19 protein-coding genes are annotated in these 21,345 nt (G+C 71.0%); 15 read left to right on the top strand and 4 right to left on the bottom strand.

Annotated features, from left to right (window positions below; translation table 11 throughout):
- The first annotated feature begins 79 nt into the window (after window positions 1–79).
- From ACFUO4_RS07330 to ACFUO4_RS07295, 8 genes are read left to right on the top strand one after another with little or no spacing between them, the layout of a single operon-like run.
- Window positions 80–1,336, top strand: coding sequence for an inositol-3-phosphate synthase (locus ACFUO4_RS07330; protein ID WP_383480730.1), 1,257 nt, complete (start codon window positions 80–82; stop codon window positions 1,334–1,336).
- Window positions 1,333–2,523: an SCO3242 family prenyltransferase gene (locus ACFUO4_RS07325; RefSeq protein WP_383480727.1), complete on the top strand. Its 1,191-nt coding sequence runs from the start codon at window positions 1,333–1,335 to the stop codon at window positions 2,521–2,523. The genes ACFUO4_RS07330 and ACFUO4_RS07325 overlap by 4 nt, the downstream gene beginning before the upstream one ends.
- Complete coding sequence (locus ACFUO4_RS07320) at window positions 2,520–3,464, top strand: sugar phosphate isomerase/epimerase family protein (protein WP_383480724.1); 945 nt, start codon at window positions 2,520–2,522, stop codon at window positions 3,462–3,464. The genes ACFUO4_RS07325 and ACFUO4_RS07320 overlap by 4 nt, the downstream gene beginning before the upstream one ends.
- Window positions 3,461–4,255, top strand: a complete 795-nt coding sequence (locus ACFUO4_RS07315) for an EboA domain-containing protein (protein ID WP_383480721.1) — start codon at window positions 3,461–3,463, stop codon at window positions 4,253–4,255. Before ACFUO4_RS07320 ends, ACFUO4_RS07315 begins: the two co-directional genes overlap by 4 nt.
- The gene (locus tag ACFUO4_RS07310; protein ID WP_383480718.1) at window positions 4,255–5,112 is read left to right on the top strand and encodes a TatD family hydrolase; all 858 of its coding nucleotides are present in this window, start codon (window positions 4,255–4,257) and stop codon (window positions 5,110–5,112) included. Before ACFUO4_RS07315 ends, ACFUO4_RS07310 begins: the two co-directional genes overlap by 1 nt.
- A 3-nt stretch (window positions 5,113–5,115) precedes the next feature.
- On the top strand, window positions 5,116–6,276 hold the full coding sequence (eboE, locus tag ACFUO4_RS07305) for a metabolite traffic protein EboE (RefSeq protein ID WP_383480715.1): 1,161 nt from the start codon (window positions 5,116–5,118) through the stop codon (window positions 6,274–6,276).
- Entirely contained in the window at window positions 6,273–7,679 is a 1,407-nt protein-coding gene (locus ACFUO4_RS07300) for an alkaline phosphatase family protein (RefSeq protein WP_383480712.1), read from the top strand. Before eboE ends, ACFUO4_RS07300 begins: the two co-directional genes overlap by 4 nt.
- Window positions 7,680–7,739: 60 nt before the next feature.
- Window positions 7,740–8,777: a sugar phosphate isomerase/epimerase family protein gene (locus ACFUO4_RS07295; RefSeq protein WP_383480709.1), complete on the top strand. Its 1,038-nt coding sequence runs from the start codon at window positions 7,740–7,742 to the stop codon at window positions 8,775–8,777.
- An 80-nt stretch (window positions 8,778–8,857) separates the two neighbouring features.
- On the opposite strand, the gene ACFUO4_RS07290 is transcribed toward ACFUO4_RS07295, so the two are convergent.
- The 3 genes from ACFUO4_RS07290 to frc (ACFUO4_RS07280) form a co-directional block, all read right to left on the bottom strand.
- Entirely contained in the window at window positions 8,858–10,252 is a 1,395-nt protein-coding gene (locus ACFUO4_RS07290) for an OFA family MFS transporter (RefSeq protein WP_383480706.1), read from the bottom strand.
- A 48-nt stretch (window positions 10,253–10,300) separates the two neighbouring features.
- Window positions 10,301–11,692: an OFA family MFS transporter gene (locus ACFUO4_RS07285; RefSeq protein WP_079309386.1), complete on the bottom strand. Its 1,392-nt coding sequence runs from the start codon at window positions 11,690–11,692 to the stop codon at window positions 10,301–10,303.
- 129 nt (window positions 11,693–11,821) lie between these two features.
- Window positions 11,822–13,054: a formyl-CoA transferase gene (gene frc / locus ACFUO4_RS07280; protein ID WP_383482347.1), complete on the bottom strand. Its 1,233-nt coding sequence runs from the start codon at window positions 13,052–13,054 to the stop codon at window positions 11,822–11,824.
- 117 nt (window positions 13,055–13,171) lie between these two features.
- Between frc (ACFUO4_RS07280) and sucC the strand changes: the two genes are divergently transcribed.
- The 6 genes from sucC to ACFUO4_RS07250 all read left to right on the top strand — a co-directional run bounded on the left by sucC (window position 13,172) and on the right by ACFUO4_RS07250 (window position 19,923).
- The gene (gene sucC / locus ACFUO4_RS07275) at window positions 13,172–14,302 is read left to right on the top strand and encodes an ADP-forming succinate--CoA ligase subunit beta (protein WP_383480703.1); all 1,131 of its coding nucleotides are present in this window, start codon (window positions 13,172–13,174) and stop codon (window positions 14,300–14,302) included.
- A gap of 11 nt (window positions 14,303–14,313) precedes the next feature.
- Window positions 14,314–15,198, top strand: coding sequence for a succinate--CoA ligase subunit alpha (gene sucD, locus ACFUO4_RS07270; RefSeq protein WP_383480700.1), 885 nt, complete (start codon window positions 14,314–14,316; stop codon window positions 15,196–15,198).
- A gap of 205 nt (window positions 15,199–15,403) precedes the next feature.
- On the top strand, window positions 15,404–16,960 hold the full coding sequence (locus tag ACFUO4_RS07265) for an aldehyde dehydrogenase family protein (protein WP_383480697.1): 1,557 nt from the start codon (window positions 15,404–15,406) through the stop codon (window positions 16,958–16,960).
- A gap of 253 nt (window positions 16,961–17,213) precedes the next feature.
- A complete protein-coding gene (gene frc / locus ACFUO4_RS07260) occupies window positions 17,214–18,443 on the top strand; it encodes a formyl-CoA transferase (RefSeq protein ID WP_383480694.1) in 1,230 nt (409 codons plus the stop codon).
- Window positions 18,443–18,952 carry a beta-class carbonic anhydrase gene (locus ACFUO4_RS07255; protein WP_383480691.1) on the top strand — a complete coding sequence of 170 codons (510 nt, stop codon included), beginning with the start codon at window positions 18,443–18,445 and terminating at the stop codon, window positions 18,950–18,952. The genes frc (ACFUO4_RS07260) and ACFUO4_RS07255 overlap by 1 nt, the downstream gene beginning before the upstream one ends.
- 71 nt (window positions 18,953–19,023) lie before the next feature.
- Window positions 19,024–19,923 carry an acyl-CoA dehydrogenase family protein gene (locus tag ACFUO4_RS07250; RefSeq protein WP_383480688.1) on the top strand — a complete coding sequence of 300 codons (900 nt, stop codon included), beginning with the start codon at window positions 19,024–19,026 and terminating at the stop codon, window positions 19,921–19,923.
- Between the two features lie 27 nt (window positions 19,924–19,950).
- Here the strand turns inward: ACFUO4_RS07250 and ACFUO4_RS07245 are convergent, their stop codons facing one another.
- Complete coding sequence (locus tag ACFUO4_RS07245; protein WP_383480685.1) at window positions 19,951–20,640, bottom strand: GntR family transcriptional regulator; 690 nt, start codon at window positions 20,638–20,640, stop codon at window positions 19,951–19,953.
- 230 nt (window positions 20,641–20,870) lie between these two features.
- Between ACFUO4_RS07245 and ACFUO4_RS07240 the strand changes: the two genes are divergently transcribed.
- On the top strand, window positions 20,871–21,344 hold the full coding sequence (locus tag ACFUO4_RS07240) for an NAD(P)H-dependent oxidoreductase subunit E (RefSeq protein WP_383480682.1): 474 nt from the start codon (window positions 20,871–20,873) through the stop codon (window positions 21,342–21,344).
- Window position 21,345: the final 1 nt, after the last annotated feature.

The following is a 21,345-nucleotide window of genomic DNA, read 5'->3' as shown; positions in this document are numbered from 1 at the left end:
CCCGCCGTCTTCCCACCCTCCGGACCGGGCTTCCCCGTCGGGGGTTTCACCGGTGACGCGTACGACAAGGAGGCTGCCCATGTCCGCGCCCCTTTCCTCATCCCGGGTCGGCGTCTGGCTGATCGGTGCGCGCGGCTCCGTCGCCACCACCGTCGTGGCCGGGGCCGCCGCCGTGACCGCGGGCCTGCACCCGCCGACCGGGCTGGTCACCGAGACACCCGCCTTCGCCGGCAGCGGCCTGCCGCCGCTGTCCGCCCTCGTCTTCGGCGGCCACGACACGGTGGACTGCCCGCTCCCGAAGCGGGCCGAGGCACTCGCGACCGGAGGGGTCCTCCCGCCGGGCCTCCCCGCCGCCGTGGCCACCGAACTCGCCACCGCCGACGCGGAGATCAGGCCGGGCGGACCGGTCCCGGGCGACCACCGGACCGATGCCCAGCTGATCGCCGCCTTCGCCGCGGACATCCAGGACTTCGTACGACGGTGTGGGCTGACGCGCGCCGTGGTGGTGAACGTGGCGTCCACGGAGCCGGCACCGGCGGACCACGAGCTGCCGCCCAGCTCCCTCTACGCGGCCGCAGCGCTCCGCGCGGGCTGCCCCTACGTCAACTTCACTCCCTCAACGGGCCTGCACCACGCGGCACTTGCCACCTTGGCGGCGACAAGCGGACTCCCGTACGCGGGCCGCGACGGCAAGACCGGACAGACGCTGCTGCGCTCCGTCCTCGGGCCGATGTTCACCCAGCGGGCGCTGGACGTACGGGCCTGGTCCGGGACGAACCTGCTCGGCGGCGCCGACGGCGCCGCCCTCGCCGACCCGGCCGCCGCGGCGGCGAAGAACGCCGGCAAGGAACGGGTCCTCGCCGACACCCTGGGCACGGCCCCGGAGGGCGAGGTCCACATCGACGATGTCCCGGCGCTCGGCGACTGGAAGACGGCCTGGGACCACATCGCCTTCGACGGCTTCCTGGGCACCCGCATGGTCCTCCAGACCATCTGGCAGGGCTGCGACTCCGCCCTCGCGGCCCCCCTCGTCCTGGACCTGGCCCGCCTCACGGCCCGAGCCCACGAGGCGGGCCTGTCGGGCCCCCTGACCGACCTCGGCTTCTATTTCAAGGACCCGGTGGGCGAGGGGCCGGCGGCGCTGGCGCAGCAGTACGAGGCGTTGGTGGGGTGGGCGAGACGGTTGGGACGGGCCGAGGGCTCTGACGCACAGAAGAGGTCGGCCGGTTCCGGCGGACAGGGTGAGCCGGGCGGTTCCGGCAGCCTCGGCAGACCCGGTGATGCGTACGGACAGGACGGTCCGGGCCGAGCCGGGCTGCGGGGAGGGGCGCAGTGAAGCCGGGGCGAGCCGTGCGTTCCCGGCGGTCGGGGCGTGCCCGTGCCTGGGCCGAACTCCTGCGGCTGCCCGCCCTGTTCACCGTCCCCGGCGACGTCCTCGCCGGCGCGGCGGCCACCTCGGCGCACGCCAACTCCCGCACCCTGCTCGCCATCGGCTCCTCCCTCTGTCTGTACGAGGCCGGCATGGCCCTCAACGACTGGGCGGACCGGACGGAGGACGCCGTCGAACGCCCCCACCGGCCGATCCCCTCCGGTCGCATCCGACCGGCCGAGGCACTGACGGCCGCCTGCGTCCTCACGGCGGCCGGCCTGACCCTCGCCGCCCGCGCCGGCCGCCCCGCCCTCGCGGTGGCCGCACCCCTGGCCACCACCGTGTGGGCCTACGACCTCGCCCTGAAGCACACCCCCGCGGGCCCGGCCGCCATGGCCACGGCCCGCGGCCTCGACCTGCTCCTGGGCGCCGCGGCCACGACCGGCCACACCCGCGAGGCCGTCCCTTCAGCGGCCCTGCTCGGCACCCACACCCTCGCGGTGACCACCGTCTCCCGCCAGGAGACCCGAGACGGCTCACCCTTGCCGCCCTTGGCCGCCCTGGCCGCAACCGCCCTTCTCACCCGACTGATCACCCCGCGTCTCCCGGCAGACCGAGGGAGAGCAACCACCCTCGGCCTGCCGGGCACCACGGCCTCGGGTGCGATCGACGCCGACCTGATCCCCCGCACGACATCAACCCTCACCGACACCGCCCTGGCCGCCGGCCGTCGACTGCTCGGTGCCGCGGCCGACGTCGCTGTCCCGCGCGGGGGCGGGGGCGCCCTGCGTGGCATGCGCGCGGCGCCGGCCCGCCGCGTACCCGCTCGCGTCGTCCAAGCCGCCCTCCATGTCCCACCCGCCACCGCCCCAGGGACCGCCACTCCAGCCACTGCCCTAAGCACCTTTGGCACCACCGCCCTGCGCACCGCCCTCTCCGCCGCGTACGCCGCGACCGTAGTCCGCCCCTACTTCCACGCCGCCCTCAACCCCTCACCCCCACTCACCCAACGCGCCGTCGGCAGCGGCATCCGCGCCACCATTCCCCTCCAGGCCGCTCTCGCCGCCCGCTCCGGAGCCCGGACCGGTGCCCTCCTCGTCGCCGCACTCGCCCCGCTCGGAAGGAAGTTCGCGAGGAAAGTGAGCGTCACATGACCCGCCCCGCCCCCGGCGCCCACCGGCCCCGCACCCCTCTCCGTTTCGGCTACGGCACCAACGGCCTGACCGACCTCCGTCTCGACGACGCCCTCGGTCTGCTCGCCGACCTCGGCTACGACGGCGTCGGTCTGACCCTCGACCACATGCACCTGGACCCGCTCGCCCCCGACCTGGCCGCCCGCACCCGAAGCGTCGCCCGGCGCCTCGGGGCACTCGGTCTGGGCGTCACCGTGGAGACCGGGGCCCGCTACGTCCTCGACCCGCGCCGCAAGCACGGCCCGTCCCTCCTGGACCCGGACCCCGACGACCGCGCCCGCCGTGTCGACCTCCTCGTCCGTGCCGTACAGGTCGCCGCCGACCTGGGCGCCCACGCCGTGCACTGCTTCAGCGGGATCACCCCGGCCGGCACCGACACCGACCTGGCATGGAAGCGGCTCGCCGAGGCGCTGACCCCGGTACTGGACGCCGCGACCGCCGCCGGCATGCCGCTCGCCGTCGAACCCGAACCCGGCCATCTCCTCGCCACCCTCGCCGACTTCCACCGGCTCCGCCGGCTGCTCGACGACCCGGAGCCGCTGGGCCTGACCCTCGACATCGGTCACTGCCAGTGCCTCGAACCCCTCCCTCCCGAGGCCTGCGTACGCGCCGCCGCCCCCTGGCTGCGCCACGTCCAGATCGAGGACATGCGCCGGGGCGTCCACGAACACCTCCCCTTCGGGGACGGGGAGATCGACTTCCCGCCCGTCCTCGCCGCCCTGGCCGACACCGGCTACCGAGGCCTCACCGTCGTCGAACTGCCCCGCCACTCCCACGCCGGCCCCCACTACGCCGAACAGTCCCTCCCGTTCCTCCGCGCGGCAGCCCGCCCCACCGCGTCCCCCGATCGCGCACCACGTCCCGGCGATCCCTCCGCCACCCCAGAAGGGAGCACCCCATGAGCCGCATCAGCCCCATGAACCCTGCGGACACCGCCACCAGCGACAGCTCCGTGGGCGACACCGACAGCCCCACACACGGCGTCGACAACGACAGCCCCGTGCATGCCGTCGACGGCGACGACCTCGCCCGCATCCACCCCGCCGACCTCCACCGCCGCCTCGACTCCCAGCTCACCGGAGGCGCCCGCGCCTGGCTCGACCAGGCCCTCGACGAGGCCGGCACCCATCCCGGCACGCACGGCCCCATCTCCGTGTGGGAGCTGCGGCTGGCCGAGGCGGGGCGGCGCTGCGGTGCCGAGCACGCCGACGCCGCCCGCGTCCTGATCCTGCACGCGGCCCGCGCCGACGCCGCCGCCCTGACCCGCGTCTACCAGCAGGGCACCGCCGCCGAACGCCGCGCCGTCCTGCACGCCCTGCCCCACCTCGTGCCGGGCCCGGACGCGCTCCCGCTCGTCGAGGACGCCCTGCGCACCAACGACACCCGGCTCGTCGCCGCCGCCGTCGGCCCCTACACCGCCCGGCACCTCGACCCCCACCAGTGGCGGCACGCCGTACTGAAGTGCCTGTTCACCGGCGTTCCCGTCGCGGCGGTGGCCGACCTGGAGCGGCGCGCCCACGCCGACGCCGAACTCGCCCGCATGCTCGGCGACTACGCCGCCGAACGCACCGCCGCGGGCCGATCCGTGCCCGCGGACCTGCACCGGGTGCTGACCCTGACCGACCCCACGGCCACCCCACCCGCACCGGCCACCGCCCCCGGCCCGCGCGGCACCGACGGCGAGGAGTCCTGATGCGCATCTTCGACCCCCACATCCACATGACCTCCCGCACCACCGACGACTACGAGGCCATGCACGCCGCAGGCGTCCGCGCCGTCGTCGAACCGTCCTTCTGGCTCGGCCAGCCCCGCACCTCGCCCGCTTCCTTCCTCGACTACTTCGACGCCCTCCTCGGCTGGGAGCCCTTCCGCGCCGCCCAGTACGGCATCGCCCACCACTGCACGCTCGCCCTCAACCCCAAGGAGGCCAACGACCCGCGCTGCGTGCCCGTCCTCGACGAACTGCCCCGGTATCTCGTCAAGGACCAGGTCGTCGCCGTCGGCGAGATCGGCTACGACTCCATGACCCCCGCGGAGGACACCGCGCTCGCCGCCCAGCTCCAGCTCGCCGCCGACCACGCGCTGCCCGCCCTCGTGCACACCCCGCACCGCGACAAGCTGGCCGGTCTGCGCCGCACCCTCGACGTCGTCCGGGAGTCCGCGCTGCCCCCGGAGCACGTCCTGCTCGACCACCTCAACGAGACCACCGTCAAAGAGGCCAAGGACAGCGGCGGCTGGCTCGGGTTCTCCGTCTATCCCGACACCAAGATGGACGAGGAGCGGATGGTCGCGATCCTCAAGCGGTACGGCTCCGAGAAGGTGCTCGTGAACTCCGCCGCCGACTGGGGGAGAAGCGACCCGCTCAAGACCCGCAGGGTCGGCGACGCCATGCTCGCGAACGGCTTCACCGAGGACGACGTGGACCTGGTGCTGTGGCGCAACCCGGTCGCCTTCTACGGGATCAGCGGCCGCCTCGCCCTCGATTCCGAGGGCACCCCGGCCGCCGGTGCCACCCATGAGGGCAACTCCATCCTGCGTGGGGGCGAGTAGGGCATGCGCTTCCGCCACCCCGACGGCTCCACCGTCCATCTCACCTACTGCACCAACGTCCACCCCGCCGAGACCCTCGACGGCGTCCTCACCCAGCTCCGCGACCACTGCGAACCCGTCCGCCGCCGCCTCGGCCGCGACCGGCTCGGCATCGGGCTGTGGCTGGCCGCGGACGCCGCCCGCACCCTCGACTCCGACCCGGCCGCCCTGCGCACCCTGCGCGCCCAACTCGACCGGCGCGGCCTGGAGGTCGTCACCCTCAACGGCTTCCCGTACGAAGGGTTCGGCGCCGGGGAGGTCAAGTACCGCGTCTACAAACCGGACTGGGCCGACCCCGAACGCCTGGAGCACACCACCGCCCTCGCCCGGGTCCTCGCTGGACTCCTCCCCGACGACGTCACCGAGGGCAGCATCTCCACCCTGCCGCTCGCCTGGCGCACCGCCCACGACGCCGGCCGCACCGAGAAGGCCCTGCGCACCCTCGCCGAACGCCTCGACGCCCTCCAGGAGCTGACCGGCCGCTCCCTCCGCGTCGGCCTCGAACCCGAACCCGGCTGCGTGGTCGAGACCACCCGGGACGCCCTCGCCCCGCTCACCGCGATCGCCCACCCCCGCATCGGCATCTGCGTGGACACCTGTCACCTCGCCACCTCCTTCGAGGACCCGCACACCGCCGTCGACGCCCTCACCACGGCCGGCGTCACCATCGTCAAGTCCCAGCTGTCGGCCGCCCTGCACGCCGAGCACCCCCATCTCCCCGAGGTCCGCGCCGCCCTCGCCGCCTTCGACGAACCCCGCTTCCTGCACCAGACCCGCACCGCCACCGCCGCCGGCCTGCGCGGCACCGACGACCTCGGCGAAGCCCTCGCCGGTGAGGCGCTCCCCGACGGCGCACCCTGGCGTGCCCACTTCCACGTCCCGCTGCACGCGGCCCCCGCCGCGCCCCTCACCTCCACCCTCCCCGTCCTGAAGGACACGCTGACCCGGCTGGTGGGCGGCCCGCACCCGCTCACCCGCCACCTGGAGGTCGAGACCTACACCTGGCAGGCACTCCCGCCCGAGCTGCGCCCCCGCGCCCGCACCCAGCTCGCCGACGGCATCGCCGCCGAACTCACCCTCGCCCGCGACCTGTTGACCGGCCTCGGCCTGAAGGAGCTGCCATGAGCACCCGGAGCACCGAGCGGACCGACCCGGCTCCCACCCCCCTCCTCGTCCTGGACGTCGTAGGCCTCACCCCTCGCCTCCTCGACCACATGCCCCACCTCAAACGGCTCGCCCAGGCGGGCTCCCACGCCGCCCTCGGCACGGTCCTGCCCGCCGTCACCTGCGCCGCCCAGTCCACGTTCCTCACCGGCACCCACCCCGCCGAGCACGGCATCGTCGGCAACGGCTGGTACTTCCGCGACCTCGGCGACGTACTCCTGTGGCGTCAGCACAACGGGCTGGTCACCGGCGACAAGCTCTGGGACGCCGCCCGCCGCGCCCACCCCGGCTACACCGTCGCCAACATCTGCTGGTGGTACGCCATGGGCGCCGACACCGACTTCACCGTCACCCCCCGGCCGATCTACTACTCCGACGGCCGCAAGGAACCCGACTGCTACACCCGGCCCCCGGCCCTGCACGACGAACTCACCGAGAAACTCGGCACCTTCCCGCTCTTCCACTTCTGGGGACCCGGCGCCGACCTGGTCTCCAGCCAGTGGATCATCGACGCGACCCGCCACATCATGGCCACCCGCGACCCGGACCTGACCCTCTGCTACCTCCCGCACCTCGACTACGACCTGCAGCGCTTCGGCCCGGACGACCCACGCTCCCTGAAGGCGGCCGCCGACCTGGACCGTGCCATGGCCCCGCTCCTGGACGACGCCCGCGCGCAGGGCCGTACCGTCGTCGCGCTGTCCGAGTACGGGATCACACGCGCGGACCGGCCCGTCGACATCAACCGCGCCCTGCGCCGCGCCGGACTGCTGGAGGTGCACACCCAGGACGGCATGGAGTACCTGGACCCGATGGCCTCCCGCGCCTTCGCGGTCGCCGACCATCAGATCGCCCATGTCTACGTACGACGAGCCGAGGACCTGGAGGCGACCCGGGCCGCCCTCGCGGACCTCCCCGGCATCGAGCAGCTCCTCGACGACGAGGGCAAGAAGACCCATCACCTCGACCATCCGCGCGCGGGCGAGCTCGTCGCCGTCGCGGAGCCGGACGCCTGGTTCACGTACTACTACTGGCTCGACGACGACCACGCGCCCGACTTCGCGCGACTCGTCGAGATCCACCGCAAACCCGGCTACGACCCGGTCGAACTCTTCATGGATCCCCTCGACCCGTACGTCAAGGTCAAGGCGGCCGGGGCACTGGCCCGCAAGAAACTCGGCCTGCGCTACCGCATGGCGGTCGTGCCCCTGGACCCCTCGCCTATTCGCGGCAGCCACGGCCGCCTTCCGGCGAGCGACGACGAAGGTCCGCTCCTCATCTGCTCCACCCCCCGAGCCGTCGACGACCGCGTCGCGGCCACCGACGTGAAGTCACTCCTGCTGCGACTGGCCGGACTTTCCTGACTGGTCACCAGTGAAGCACCCGCCACTGACAACGCCCTCCGACCCCGAGGAGACCCAGACATGAGCCGCATGTCCCAGCCCGACCCCGAGCTCGGCCACCGCCTCAGCAGACGAGGCATGCTCGGTGTGGCCGCGGGCGCCACAGCCGCCGCACTGCTCGGCGCCGCCGCGACCCCGGCGACCGCAGCCGCAGCCGAACTCGGGGCCGCCGGCCGTGGCCGTCCCGTCCTGCCGCCCGGCCGGCTGGGCATCCAGCTCTACAGCCTCCGCGACAAGGTCTCCACCCTCGGCTTCGCCCCCGTCTTCGCCGAACTCGAGAAGTACGGCTACGACGAGGTCGAGTTCGCCGGATACACCCAGGGCTCGGCCGGTCCCATCACCCTCGCCCAGCTCAGGCGGCTGGCCAGGGACCACGGCCTGAACCCGATCGGCAGCCACGTCGGCTATTACTCCGACGACCCGAACGCCTACACCTTCGCCCAGAACCTCACCAAGGTCCTCGACGACGCCCAGGCCCTCGGCCTGAAGCACATAGGCACCGCCTCCGGCCCGTTCCGCTACGGCTCGACCGTGGACGCCTGGAAGCGGGCGGCGGAGGAGTTCAACACCTACGGCGCGGCGGCCAGGGCGCGCGGCATGAAGTTCTACCAGCACAACCACTCCGAGGAGTTCTCCTTCGCCACCGACAACCCCAAGGTCCGTCTCTACGACGTGCTGCTCGCCGAGACCGATCCGGACCTGGTGTTCCTGGAGATGGACATCTTCTGGGCCTACTCGGGCCAGTTCCGCTTCTCCAAGCGCCCCGACGGCAGCCCCGCCCCCTTCGAGCCGCTGGACTACGTCCTCAAGCAGCCGCACCGCTACCCGCTGTTCCACGTCAAGGACGGTGTCAGCGATCCGGCCGACACCTACGGCTACCGCATGACCGACGTCGGCGACGGCGACATCGACTACCAGCGTTTCATCTCCGCCGTGACCCGGCTGCGCGGCGAGCGCCTGGCCCACCACTGGCAGGCCGAACACGACCAGCCCACCGAGTCGTTCACCTTCGCCCGCCGCTCCAGCGCCTATCTGCACTCCCTGCGCGAGAAGTGCTGAGGGACGACGGCGGTGCATGAGGAGGCCCTCCCCGATGTCCGATCCGGGGAGGGCCTCCTCACGCGCGCGTGCCGCTGCCGCTATGCCACGGGTGTCGGCTGTGGCACCGGCGTCCGGCCCGGCTGCCGCAGCAGCAGGGCGAGCACCGCCGCCACCATGGACACGGCGCCGGCCAGGGCGTACGCCCCGTCGTACCCCCAGGCCGCGACGACCATGGAGCCGAGGCCGCCGCCGAACAGGCCGCTGATCAGCTTGCCGCTGTACACCAGACCGTAGTTGGTGGCGTTGAAGTTCTCCCCGAAGTAGTCCGGCGTCAGCGCCGCGAAGAGCGGATAGAAGGCGCCGCCGCCGAAGCCGGAGAGGAACGCGAAGAACAGGAACAGCGACTCGCTCCTGATGTCGCCGGCCCAGATCACGCCGAACTGGGCCAGGCCCAGCACGACGATCACGAACACCAGGGCCTGCTTGCGGCCCCACTTGTCGGACAGCCAGCCCACGACACCGCGGCCGATGCCGTTGATGACCGCCATGACACCCATCGAGGACGCCGCCACCAGCGGGCCGAAGCCCACCTCCTTCGCGTAGTCGACCTGGAAGGAGATGCCGAAGATCGACACTCCCGCGGTCATCACGATGAGGACCCACATCAGCGGGAGCATGCCGGTCCTGATGGCCTCCTTGGGCGCGTACTGCCGTGCCGCCGGAGGGTTCTTGGCAAGACTCGTGGCGTTCTTCCCGTTGCCCGCGTAGGTCAGCGGGTCGATGTCCGCGGGCCACCAGTTCTTCGGCGGGTCCTTGAAGAAGAAGGCGCTCCCGAAGACCACGATCATGATGTAGCAGCCGATCAGGTCCAGGACCCGGTGGTAGTTCGCGGTGTCGAAGCCGTAGTTGAAGATGAAGATGAACGGCAGCGACCCGTACGCGAAGCCGCCGTTGACGAACCCCGTCCTCGCTCCCCGGCGTTCGGGGAACCACTTGCCGACCATGTTGATGCAGGTCGCGTAGACGAGCCCGGCGCCGATGCCCCCGACGACGCCGAAGCCCAGGATCGCCAGCCAGACGTTGCTCAGGTGCGACAGGGCGAGGAACCCGACCAGACACAGCCCTGAACCGGCGTACATGGCCTTGCGAGCCGTCAGCAGGCCCTTCTCGCGCAGCCAGCCCGCCGGGAAGGCGACGCCGGCCTGGAAGAAGATCCAGACGCTGAGGATCCAGAAGGTGTTGCTCTGCGTCCAGCCGTGGGCGTGGGACAGGGTGTCCTCCGCCGAGCCGTACGCGTACTCGAAGACACTGATGGCCATCATGGCGATCCACGGCAGATACACCATGAGCTTGCGGGAGTGACCGAGGATGTCCCGGTCGGTCTCACCGACGCGGAAAACCCGTCCGTGCGCGTCGGTCACTTCTCGGTAGGGACGGTGTGCGGCGTCGGGGGAGGTGGTCGAGTCGTTCGATGCGATGGGGTCCGCCGTCATTGCTGGGCAATTCCTCCGTGTCAGGCCATTCGTTTCAGAGGACGCGTGTCAGGCCATTTCCTCGCCGAGCGGCTGGGGGTTGGGGGCGATACCGCGGCTGGTCCTCGGCGTGCCGGGCGCCTTCAGGAACACGGCGAGCACGGCGGAGCACAGGCCGATGGAGCCGGCCAGGACGAACGCGCCCTCGTAGTCCCATGCGTCGACGACCACCGCACCCATTCCGGAGCCCACGAGACCGGAGATGAGCTTCGAGCTGTAGACCATGCCGTAGTTGGACGCGTTGTTGTTCTCACCGAAGTAGTCCGCCGTCATGGCCGCGAACAGCGGGAAGATCGCGCCGCCGCCGAAGCCGGAGACCATGGAGCAGAACAGGAAGAACGGCATGCTGCCCATCTGGCCCGAGACCAGCACACCGAACTGGGCGGTGCCCAGCACCAGACACACGATGATCAACGTGTTGCGGCGCCCGTACCGGTCGGAGATCCAGCCGATGACGCCACGGCCGGTGCCGTTGACGATCGCCTTCAGCGACATGGCGGTGGCCACGATCCCGCCCGCGAAGCCCATGTCCTTGCCGAACGGCACCTGGAAGGCGATACCGAAGATGTTGATGCCGGCCGTGCACAGCAGGCAGAACCACATCATCCACAGAACGGGCTGACGAGAGGCCTCCTTCGGGGTGTACTGCTTGGGGGACGGCGGGTTCTTCTCCAGCGCCCGGCGGATCTTCGGGTCGTCGGTGACCTTCAGCGGGTCGACGTGCGCGGGCCACCAGTTCTTCGGCGGGTCCTTGAAGAACCAGCCGGCCGACGCCACGACCAGGCACAGTCCGACGCCCACGCTGGCGAGCACGGTCTGGTAGTTGCTCAGGTCCATGTACGAGGTGAACAGGAACACGAAGGGCACCGAGCCGTACGCGAAACCGCCGTTGACGAAGCCTGTCTTGCCGCCCTTGCGCTCCGGATACCACTTGCCGACCATGTTCACGCAGGTCGCGTAGACGAGACCGGCGCCGATACCGCTGCACATGCCGAAGCCGAAGTAGGCCACGAGCACGTTCGGCGCGAACGCCAGCGACAGATAGCCGAGCATCGTGCCGACCGCGCCGAGCATCATCGCCGTACGGGCCGGGAGTCTGCCGCTCTCGCGCAGCTGGCCGGCGGGGAAGGCCACGGCAGCCTGGAAGAACACCCAGACGCCCATCAGCCAGAAGATGTGGCCGCTGCTCCACAGATGCGCGTCGTGGAGGGTGTCCTCCGCCGACGTGAACGCGTACTCGGCGGAGCTGATGCCCATCATGCCCACCCACGGCAGGATGACCATCCACCTGCGCTTGCGGCCCATGATGTCCACATCGGTCTCCCCGATGCGGTACACGCGGCCGTTGCGGTCCGTCACCTCCCGATACGGGACGGACGCCGAATAGTCGATGGTTGTCATCTTGGTCAAGACTCCTTGCGTCGAAAGATCTGGCCAGCGCCCCCTGTCCAAATGCCTTTCGTGCGCACACGGGTCCCGGGGCCTCGCCGACGCGCACCGTCGGTCGGCCCCTCGCTCACTCACGTCACGTCAGATCACCCCGCCCGTCTTCAGCAGACGCAATTCCTCGTCACCCAGGCCGAGTTCACCTATGTAGATCTCCTCGTTGTGTTGGCCGAGGAGGGGGGAGGGGGTGATGCGGGTGGGTGAGTCGGAGAGTTTGAGGGGGTTGCCCACGGTGGTGTAGGCGCCGCGTTCGGGATGCTCGACGGTGACGATCATGTCGTTCGCGGCGAGTGAGGCGTCCTCGATGATCTCCCTGGTGGACAGGATCGGCCCGCACGGAATGTTGTGGCCGTTCAGCTCCTCCAGCACCTGCCACTTCGGCAGCGTGCTCGTCCATTCCTCGATCAGCTGGAACATCTTCGCCAGCTTCGGCAGCCGCGCCTGCGGCGTCGCCCACTCAGGATCATCGGCCAGCTCCGGCCGGCCGATCAGCTCGGCGATCGGCTTCCAGCCGACCGGCTGGACGATGACATACACGTAGTCGTTGGGCCCGCCCGGCGCACACCTGACCGCCCACCCCGGCTGACCCCCACCGGAGGCGTTCCCGGAGCGCGGCACCTCGTCACCGAAGTCCTCATTCGGATACTCCGGCAGCGGTCCGTGCGCCAGGCGCTGCTGATCCCGCAGCTTGACCCGGCACAGGTTCAGCACCGCATGCTGCATCGCCACATTCACCCGCTGACCCCGCCCGGTACGCTCCCGCTGCAACAACGCGGCCAAAATCCCCGCGACCGCGTGGATGCCGGTCCCGGAGTCCCCGATCTGCGCCCCCGTCGCCATCGGCGGCCCGTCCGCATCACCGGTCGTCGCCATCGACCCGCCCATCGCCTGCGCCACCACCTCATACGCCTTGAACCCGGTGTACGGCCCCTCCCCGAAGCCCTTGATCGACGCGTACACGATCCGCGGATTGATGCTCTTGATCCGGTCCCACGTGAACCCCATCCGGTCCACCGCCCCCGGCCCGAAGTTCTCCACCAGCACATCGGAGCGCCGGATCAGCTCGGTCAGGATCTCCTTGCCGCGCTCGGTCTTGGTGTTGAGCGTGATGCTGCGCTTGTTGCAGTTGAGCATGGTGAAGTAGAGGGAGTCGACATCCGGGAGGTCGCGAAGTTGCCGGCGGGTGATGTCGCCGCCCGGTGCTTCGAGCTTGACCACGTCCGCTCCCAGCCACGCCAGCAACTGCGTCGCCGACGGGCCTGACTGCACGTGCGTCATGTCCAGGACGCGGACGCCTTCAAGAGCCTTCGCTGTCACGGTCACCTCGCTTGGCACATTGCATACAGTCGACGAATACTGTATGAAGATTGTTATCCCGCATCCGATGGGTGATGTCCAGGGGTCGTGCACCACTTTTAAGACGGGAGCCGAATCATGGACCTGTACGAGCATCAGGCGCGGGGACTCTTCCAAGAGCACGGCATTGCGGTGCCGCGGGCGGAGGTCACCGACTCGCCGCAGGAGGCCCGCGAGATCGCCCGCGGACTCGGTGGCCGCGTGGTCGTCAAAGCGCAGGTGAGGACGGGGGGCCGGGGCAAGGCGGGAGGAGTGCGGCTCGCCGCCGATCCGCCCGCGGCGGAGCAGACGGCCCGTCAGATCCTCGGCATGGACATCAAGGGGCACACGGTCGGCAAGGTCATGCTGGCCCAACCCGTCGACATCGAGGCGGAGTTCTACGTCTCGTACGTCCTCGACCGCGCCGTCGGGCGATTCCTCGCCATCGCCTCCGCCGAGGGCGGCATGGACATCGAGGAGGTGGCCGCCGACCGGCCGGAGGCGGTAGCGCGCATCCACATCGACCCTGTGGAGGGCGTGACTTCGGCGAAGGCGCAGGAGATCGCCGACGCGGCCGGGCTGCCGGACCGGACCGTCGACGTTCTCGTACGGCTGTGGCAGGTTCTGGTCCGCGAGGACGCCCTCCTCGTCGAGGTCAACCCGCTCGTGCGCACCCGGCAGGGACAGATCCTCGCCCTCGACGGCAAGGTCACGCTCGACGACAACGCACGCTTCCGGCAGGCCCGTTGGGGCGACGAGAGCATCGCGCACGACGATCCGCTGGAGGCTGCCGCCGCCGCGAAGGGCCTCAACTACGTCAAGCTGGACGGCGAGGTCGGCATCATCGGCAACGGCGCGGGCCTGGTCATGTCGACGCTCGACGTGGTCGCCGGCTGCGGTGCCCGGCCCGCCAACTTCCTCGACATCGGGGGCGGTGCCTCGGCCCGCATCATGGCCGACGGGCTGTCCGTCATCCTCTCCGACCCCGCCGTGAAGTCGGTGTTCGTCAACGTCTTCGGCGGGATCACCGCCTGCGACACGGTGGCCGACGGCATCGTGCAGGCCCTCGACGCGGTCGAGTTGACCAAGCCGCTCGTGGTGCGCCTCGACGGCAACAACGCCGCCCGTGGCCGTGCGATCCTCGACGGCCGCGCCCACCCTCTCGTCCAGCAGGCCACCACCATGGACGGTGCCGCCCGCCGCGCCGCCCAACTCGCCAACACCAGTTGAAGGAGCGGGACATGGCCGTCTTTCTCACCAAGGAGTCCAAGGTCCTCGTCCAGGGCATGACGGGCGGCGAGGGCATGAAGCACACCCGGCGCATGCTCGCCGCCGGCACGAACATCGTCGGCGGTGTCAACCCGCGCAAGGCCGGGCGGACCGTCGACTTCGACGAGCGGGCCGTCCCTGTCTTCGGGTCGGTCGCCGAGGGCATGCGCGCGACCGGGGCCGACGTCACCGTCGTCTTCGTGCCGCCCGCCTTCGCCAAGTCGGCCGTCACCGAGGCCGCCGACGCCGGCATCGGGCTGGCCGTCGTCATCACCGAGGGCATCCCCGTCCACGACTCCGTCGCCTTCATCTCGTATGCGAAGGAGAAGGGGACCCGGATCATCGGTCCCAACTGCCCTGGTCTGATCACTCCGGGCCAGTCCAACGCGGGCATCATCCCCGCGGACATCACCAGGTCCGGCCGCGTCGGCCTGGTGTCCAAGTCGGGCACGCTCACCTACCAACTCATGTACGAGCTGCGCGACATCGGCTTCACGACCTGTGTCGGCATCGGCGGCGACCCCGTCGTCGGCACCACCCACATCGACTGCCTGGCCGCCTTCCAGGACGACCCCGACACCGAACTCGTCGTACTCATCGGGGAGATCGGCGGAGACGCCGAGGAACGGGCCGCGGCCTACATCCGCGACCACGTCACCAAGCCGGTCGTCGGCTACATCGCCGGCTTCACCGCGCCCGAAGGCAAGACCATGGGCCACGCGGGCGCCATCGTGTCCGGCTCCTCCGGCACCGCGCAGGCGAAGAAGGAGGCCCTGGAGGCGGTCGGTGTCAAGGTCGGAAACACCCCGACCGAGACGGCCCGCCTTGTGCTCGCCCGGCTGGAAACCGGCGCCTGACACCACCCACGCTGGAACCTGGCACCACTCAGTGGTTGACACGGAGACCCTGCCGGGAACAACGGAGTAACCGCGGGGCGCACATCCGGCGCCACCGCAATCTCCCCGCACCAGCGGCCGTCGGCCGCGCGGACACGCGTTCCCACGCGATCCGGCAGGCATCACCCCCCCGCCCCCGACTGTGCACCGAGAGCGGAGACACCGCATGACACCCACCCTCAACTCCACCCCCCTCGTGGTGAAGTCCGGCACGACCTGGGACGACGCCTGGCAGCGCTGCCTCGCCGTCGCCCCCGAGGCGTTCCGCGACGACCGCGTCCTCAACCTCTGGAACGCCGGCTGGCAGGCGGACGGCCGGGCCCTGCCCGGCACCAGCCCGGTTGACGGCAGCCCCATCGCCGGCCCGCCCCGCCTCGACCGCGACGCCGCCCACCAAGCCGTCCGCGCCTCCCTGGACCAGCACCGCGCCTGGCGGCACGTCCCGCTTGTCGAGCGCCGCGTCCGCGTCGCGGCCACCCTCGACGCCCTCACCCAGCACCGCGAACTGCTCGCGCTCCTCCTCGTCTGGGAGATCGGCAAGCCCTGGCGGCTCGCCCAAGCAGACGTCGACCGGGCCATCGACGGGGTGCGCTGGTACGTCGACGGCATCGAGCCGATGGTCGCGGGCCGGGCACCCCTGGACGGCCCGGTGTCCAACATCGCGAGCTGGAACTACCCGATGAGCGTGCTCGTTCACGCATTGCTGGTCCAAGCACTGGCGGGCAACGCGGTCATCGCCAAGACCCCGACCGACGGCGGCGTCGCCTGCCTCACCCTGGCCTGCGCCCTCGCCGCCCGCGAGGGCATCCCCGTCACCCTCGTCAGCGGCAGCGGCGGTGAGCTGTCGGAGGCACTGGTCAAGGCGCCCGAGATCGGCTGCGTCTCCTTCGTCGGCGGCCGGGACACGGGCGCCGCAGTCGCCACGGCCGTCGCCGACCTCGGCAAGCGGCACATCCTCGAACAGGAGGGACTCAACACCTGGGGCATCTGGAACTACTCGGACTGGGACACGCTGACAGCCGTCATCCCGAAGCTCTTCGACTACGGCAAGCAGCGCTGCACGGCATACCCGCGCTTCGTCGTCCAGCGCGAGCTGTTCGACGCGTTCCTCGCCGCGTACCTCCCGGCCGTGCGCTCGCTCAGCGTCGGGCACCCGCTGGCGGTCGCCCACGCCGACGACCCGTACCCGGCCCTGGACTTCGGCCCGGTCATCAACGCGGCCAAGGCCAAGGAGCTGCACGACCAGATCGCCGAGGCCATCAGCCGCGGCGCCGTCCCGCTGCACCGCGGCTCGCATGCCGACGCCCGCTTCCTGCCCGGCCAGGACACCTCGGCGTACGTCCAGCCCGTCACCCTCCTCAACCCGCCCCCGTCCTCCCCGCTGCACCACGCGGAACCCTTCGGCCCGGTCGACACCATCGTCCTGGTCGACACGGAGGCCGAGCTGCTGGCCGCCATGAACGCCTCCAACGGCGCCCTGGTCGCCACCCTGTCCACGGACGACCAGTCGACCTTCGACCGGCTCGCACCCCAGATCCGCGCCTTCAAGATCGGCCACGGCAAGCCACGCTCCCGTGGCGACCGCGACGAGCTGTTCGGCGGCTTCGGCGCGTCCTGGCGCGGCGCGTTCGTCGGCGGTGAGCTGCTGGTGCGCGCGGTGACCCAGGGCCCGGCGGACGAGCGCCTGCCCGGAAACTTCCCGGAGTACCAGCTGATGCCGTAAGGCCGACGCGGCGGGGGGGGGCCCCCCCCCCGGCCCCCCCCCCCCCCCCCCCCCCCCCCCCCCCCCCCGCTGGCCAAAGGCAAACAGAAGCGGGGGGGGGGCGCGCCCCACCCCGTACACGCCCCGGATGACCCGCTGTCGCCGAATGCCGGCGGCGGCGGGCGCCCCCCCCCCCCGGGCCCCCCCCGCCAGCGGCACACACAACACTCTGCCGGTATGCAATATGCAAAACGAAGAGGGATGGGTGGCGAGCATGACGATGGCTCTTGAGGGCGTCCGGGTCCTGGACATGACGCATGTGCAGTCGGGTCCGTCGGCGACGCAGCTGCTGGCGTGGCTGGGAGCGGACGTGGTGAAGGTGGAGGCGCCGGGCGGGGACGTCACCCGGGGCCAGTTGCGGGATCTGCCGGATGTGGACTCCCTGTATTTCACGATGCTCAACTGCAACAAGCGCAGCATCACGCTGAACGCGAAGACCGAGCGGGGCAGGGAGATCCTGACCGAGCTGATCCGTGGGTCGGATGTGCTGGTGGAGAACTTCGGGCCGGGGGCGGTGGACCGGATGGGGTTCACGTGGGACCGGATCAAGAGCATCAATCCGCGGATCGTGTACGCGTCGATCAAGGGCTTCGGGGCCGGTCCGTATGTGGACTTCAAGGCGTATGAGGTGGTGGCGCAGGCGATGGGCGGGTCGATGGCGACGACCGGTGATGCGGACGGGCCGCCGATGGCGACGGGGGCGCAGATCGGGGATTCCGGGACCGGCATCCACGCGGTCGCGGGGATTTTGGCCGCGTTGTTGCAGCGGGAGCGCACCGGGCGGGGTCAGCGGGTGAATGTGGCGATGCAGCATGCGGTGCTGAACCTGTGCCGGGTCAAGCTGCGCGATCAGCAGCGTCTGGCGCACGGTCCGCTGGCGGAGTATCCGAATGAGGACTTCGGTGACGAGGTGCCGCGTTCCGGGAACGCCTCGGGTGGGGGTCAGCCGGGGTGGGCGGTCAGGTGTGCGCCGGGCGGGCCCAACGACTACGTGTATGTCATCGTCCAGCCGGTCGGCTGGAAGCCGATCGCCGAGCTGATCGGCCGGCCGGAGCTGGCGGATGATCCTGAGTGGGCGACGCCGCAGGCGCGGCTGCCGAAGCTGGCGAAGATGTTCCAGCTGATCGAGGAATGGACGAGCACGCTGCCGAAGTGGCAGGTGCTGGAGGAGCTGAACGGCCACAACATTCCGTGCGGGCCGATCCTGTCCACCAGGGAGATCATCGAGGACGCCTCACTCGCCGCGAACGACATGATCGTCACCGTCGAGCATCCCGAACGCGGCGCCTACACCACCGTGGGCAACCCCCTCAAACTCTCCGACTCACCCACCCGCATCACCCCCTCCCCCCTCCTCGGCCAACACAACGAAGACGTCTACGTCCGTGAACTAGGCCTGACCCGGGACGAGTTGCCGCTGCTCAAGTCGCAGGGAGTGATCTGATGGCGGTCACCGACCGGCTCGTGAAGTCGAACCGGGACTACGCCGACGGGTTCACCGATCCCGGCATGGACGCCCGCCCCGTCCTGGGCGTGGCCGTCGTGGCGTGCATGGACGCCCGTCTCGACCTGCATGCCGCGCTGGGCCTGGAGCTCGGTGACTGTCACACCATCCGCAACGCGGGCGGTGTGGTCACCGACGACGTGATCCGGTCCCTCACCATCAGCCAGCACAAGCTGGGCACCCGCAGCATCGTGCTGATCCACCACACCGGCTGCGGTCTGGAGGCGATCACCGAGGACTTCCGCACCGAGCTGGAGATGGAGGTCGGCCAGCGCCCGGCCTGGGCCGTGGAGTCCTTCCGGGACGTCGACCAGGACGTACGCCAGTCCATGCAACGGGTGCGGACCTCGCCGTTCCTGCGGCACACGGACGACGTGCGCGGCTTCGTCTTCGACGTGCGGACGGGATTGCTACGGGAGATCGACGGTCAGGCCGCCTCGGCCCGTTGACCCGCTCACGCATCCAGAATACTGTATACAATCGTCACGATCACCCACTGGCCACCCAAGGGGGTCGCCCCGTGTCCTACCGCACCGCTCTCTCCGAAATCCTGACCAGTGTCATCGCCCCCGCCGCCGAACTGACCGGTGTGCGGGGCAGGTTCCCCCGCGGTGCGGTGACGGCCCTCGGCCGCGCCGGACTGCTGGGGCTCACCGTCTCCACCGCGTACGGCGGCGGGGGAGAGGGGTTGCCGGAGGCCGCGGACGTGGTGGCCCGTACGGCACGCGTCTGCCCGGCCACGGCGGCCGTCCTCCAGTCCCACTACGCGGCGGTCGCCGTCATCGAGGCGTACGGCGGCTCCTGGGTGCGCGCGGAGATCGCGGCGGGCCGTCATCTGAGCAGTCTCGCCCTCACGGAGACCGAAGCGTTCGGGGAGACGGATGTGCTCGGGGAGGCGGATGCGCTCGTGAAGACGGGAGCGCTCGCGGAGACGGATGCGCTCGGGGAGACGGATGCGTTCGGGGAGACGGATGCGTTCGGGGAGGGCGGCCTTCTCGCGCCGCACTCCACTGCCGTCCGCTCCGGTGATGTCGTCGCGCTGCGGGCCCGTAAGTACCGGGTGGTGGCGGCAGGGGAGGCCGACAGCTATGTGTGGTCCTCCCGGCCGCTCGCCGCGCGGGACAGGCTCGACGGGCTCACGCTGTGGGGGGTTCCGGCGCACGCCCCGGACCTGTTCGTGCCGGCCCGGCCGGGCGGTGCGGGTCCGTGCGGGAGCGGGACGTCGACGGTGTTCGCCGACCCGGTCCTCGTCCCCGCCGACGCGATGCTCGGCGCGGACGGCGCCGGGCTCGACATCCTGAGGCGTACGGTCCTGCCGTGGCTGCGCGAGCTACGGGCCGCCGGGAGCGCCGGCGTTCAGGCTCCGCAGGTCGTCGGCGTCACGACCCCCCGACCGGCCGCCTCCTTGGCGCCGTCCTGAACTTCCCGAGGGAAGCGGTGAGTTGTGTCAGTCCCGCCCGGACTTGGCGGCGGACTGCCTGCGGTAGAAGTCGGCCGTGCGCTCGGCGTGCTTGCGCATCACCTCGCCAGCCCGGTCCGCGTCTCCCTTGGCGAGGGCCTTGATGAGCTGGGCGTGCTCGTTCCAGGCCTCCTTGCCGCGGGGCTTGGCGATGGGGGTGTAGTACCAGCGCACCTTCTGGCCCACCTGCCCGAGCATTTCCGCCAGTACGTCGTTGGCGGCCACGGAGGTGATGAAGGAATGCAGGGCCGTGTTGGCGGCGACCAGCCGCTCGACGTCACCCTCGGCGAGGGCGTCGACGCCCTCCTGGTGGAACTCCCAGAGGCGCTCGACGTCCTCGGGCTTGGCGTTCTGTGCGGCGAGCTGCGCCGAGTAGGTCTCCAGGACCGCGCGGACGCCGAGGAGTTGGGCGGCCTCCTCCTCGGTGGGGGAGTGCACGAAGGCGCCCTGCGCGGGACGCAGGTCGACCCAGCCGGCGGTCTGGAGCCGCTGGAGGGCCTCGCGCACCGGCTGGCGGCTGACCCCGAGGTGCTCGGCGAGTTCGGCCTCGACCAGATGCTGGCCGGGCTTGAGGGAGCCGTTGACGATCAGCTCGGTCAGGGCGTCGTACACGGCCTGGCGCAGGGGCGCCGGGCGGGCGACGCGCCGGGTCGCAGCGGCTGTGAGTGCCTCGCGCATGGTTGTCCTGTTCTGCCGCCGAGAGGATCGGCCGCCGGGGAGGGCCGACAGCGGCTTCAGGATACAGGTTTTGGTATGCAACATGGCGTGACCTGTGGATTGGAGGTCCGCCAGGCCTGCAGCAGACGGTTCACCGCGACTGTCGTCTGTATACAGAAGCCTGTATGGGGTATTGTCTCAGTCTCCTGCAACCCTCGCCGGGGACCCGTGTCACGGAAGGCGAAGCGATCATGACGACCAGCGGGAGTGACGTGACGGTCGAGAGCGTGGTCCGGAAGGCGGTGGCCGACCACCGGGGACACCGTGGCGCGCTGCTCCCCGTACTGCACGCCGTACAGGCCGAGTTGGGCCATGTGCCGCAGGAGGCGATCCCGGTGCTGGCCGACGAACTGAACCTCTCCCGGGCGGACGTCCACGGAGTGGTGACCTTCTACCACGACTTCCGCCGCGAACCGGCGGGCCGCATCACGGTGCGCATCTGCCGCGCCGAGGCCTGCCAAGCCCTGGGCGCCGACCGCCTGGTGAGCTACGCGCGCGAAGCCGGACTCCCCCTGGGGGAGACCGCGGCCGACGGCTCGGTCACCGTCGAGCAGGTCTTCTGTCTGGGCAACTGCGCGCTGGGACCGTCCGTGGAGGCGAACGGACGGCTGTACGGACGAGTGGGCCCGGCCCGCCTGGGCTCGATCCTCGACGGGACGGTCTGAT

The sequence above is a fragment of the Streptomyces sp. NPDC057280 genome, assembly GCF_042668605.1.
Lineage (GTDB): Bacteria > Actinomycetota > Actinomycetes > Streptomycetales > Streptomycetaceae > Streptomyces.
Note: the sequence above shows the minus strand (reverse complement) of the source record. Positions and strands in the feature narration are given on the sequence as shown.

Coding starts and splice junctions, on each gene's coding strand:
- ACFUO4_RS07330 (WP_383480730.1), top strand. CDS start 80: ATGTCCGCGCCCCTTTCCTCATCCCGGGTCGGCGTCTGGCTGATCGGT.
- ACFUO4_RS07320 (WP_383480724.1), top strand. CDS start 2,520: ATGACCCGCCCCGCCCCCGGCGCCCACCGGCCCCGCACCCCTCTCCGT.
- ACFUO4_RS07315 (WP_383480721.1), top strand. CDS start 3,461: ATGAGCCGCATCAGCCCCATGAACCCTGCGGACACCGCCACCAGCGAC.
- ACFUO4_RS07310 (WP_383480718.1), top strand. CDS start 4,255: ATGCGCATCTTCGACCCCCACATCCACATGACCTCCCGCACCACCGAC.
- eboE (WP_383480715.1), top strand. CDS start 5,116: ATGCGCTTCCGCCACCCCGACGGCTCCACCGTCCATCTCACCTACTGC.
- ACFUO4_RS07300 (WP_383480712.1), top strand. CDS start 6,273: ATGAGCACCCGGAGCACCGAGCGGACCGACCCGGCTCCCACCCCCCTC.
- ACFUO4_RS07295 (WP_383480709.1), top strand. CDS start 7,740: ATGAGCCGCATGTCCCAGCCCGACCCCGAGCTCGGCCACCGCCTCAGC.
- ACFUO4_RS07290 (WP_383480706.1), bottom strand. CDS start 10,252: ATGACGGCGGACCCCATCGCATCGAACGACTCGACCACCTCCCCCGAC.
- ACFUO4_RS07285 (WP_079309386.1), bottom strand. CDS start 11,692: ATGACAACCATCGACTATTCGGCGTCCGTCCCGTATCGGGAGGTGACG.
- sucC (WP_383480703.1), top strand. CDS start 13,172: ATGGACCTGTACGAGCATCAGGCGCGGGGACTCTTCCAAGAGCACGGC.
- sucD (WP_383480700.1), top strand. CDS start 14,314: ATGGCCGTCTTTCTCACCAAGGAGTCCAAGGTCCTCGTCCAGGGCATG.
- ACFUO4_RS07265 (WP_383480697.1), top strand. CDS start 15,404: ATGACACCCACCCTCAACTCCACCCCCCTCGTGGTGAAGTCCGGCACG.
- frc (WP_383480694.1), top strand. CDS start 17,214: ATGACGATGGCTCTTGAGGGCGTCCGGGTCCTGGACATGACGCATGTG.
- ACFUO4_RS07255 (WP_383480691.1), top strand. CDS start 18,443: ATGGCGGTCACCGACCGGCTCGTGAAGTCGAACCGGGACTACGCCGAC.
- ACFUO4_RS07245 (WP_383480685.1), bottom strand. CDS start 20,640: ATGCGCGAGGCACTCACAGCCGCTGCGACCCGGCGCGTCGCCCGCCCG.
- ACFUO4_RS07240 (WP_383480682.1), top strand. CDS start 20,871: ATGACGACCAGCGGGAGTGACGTGACGGTCGAGAGCGTGGTCCGGAAG.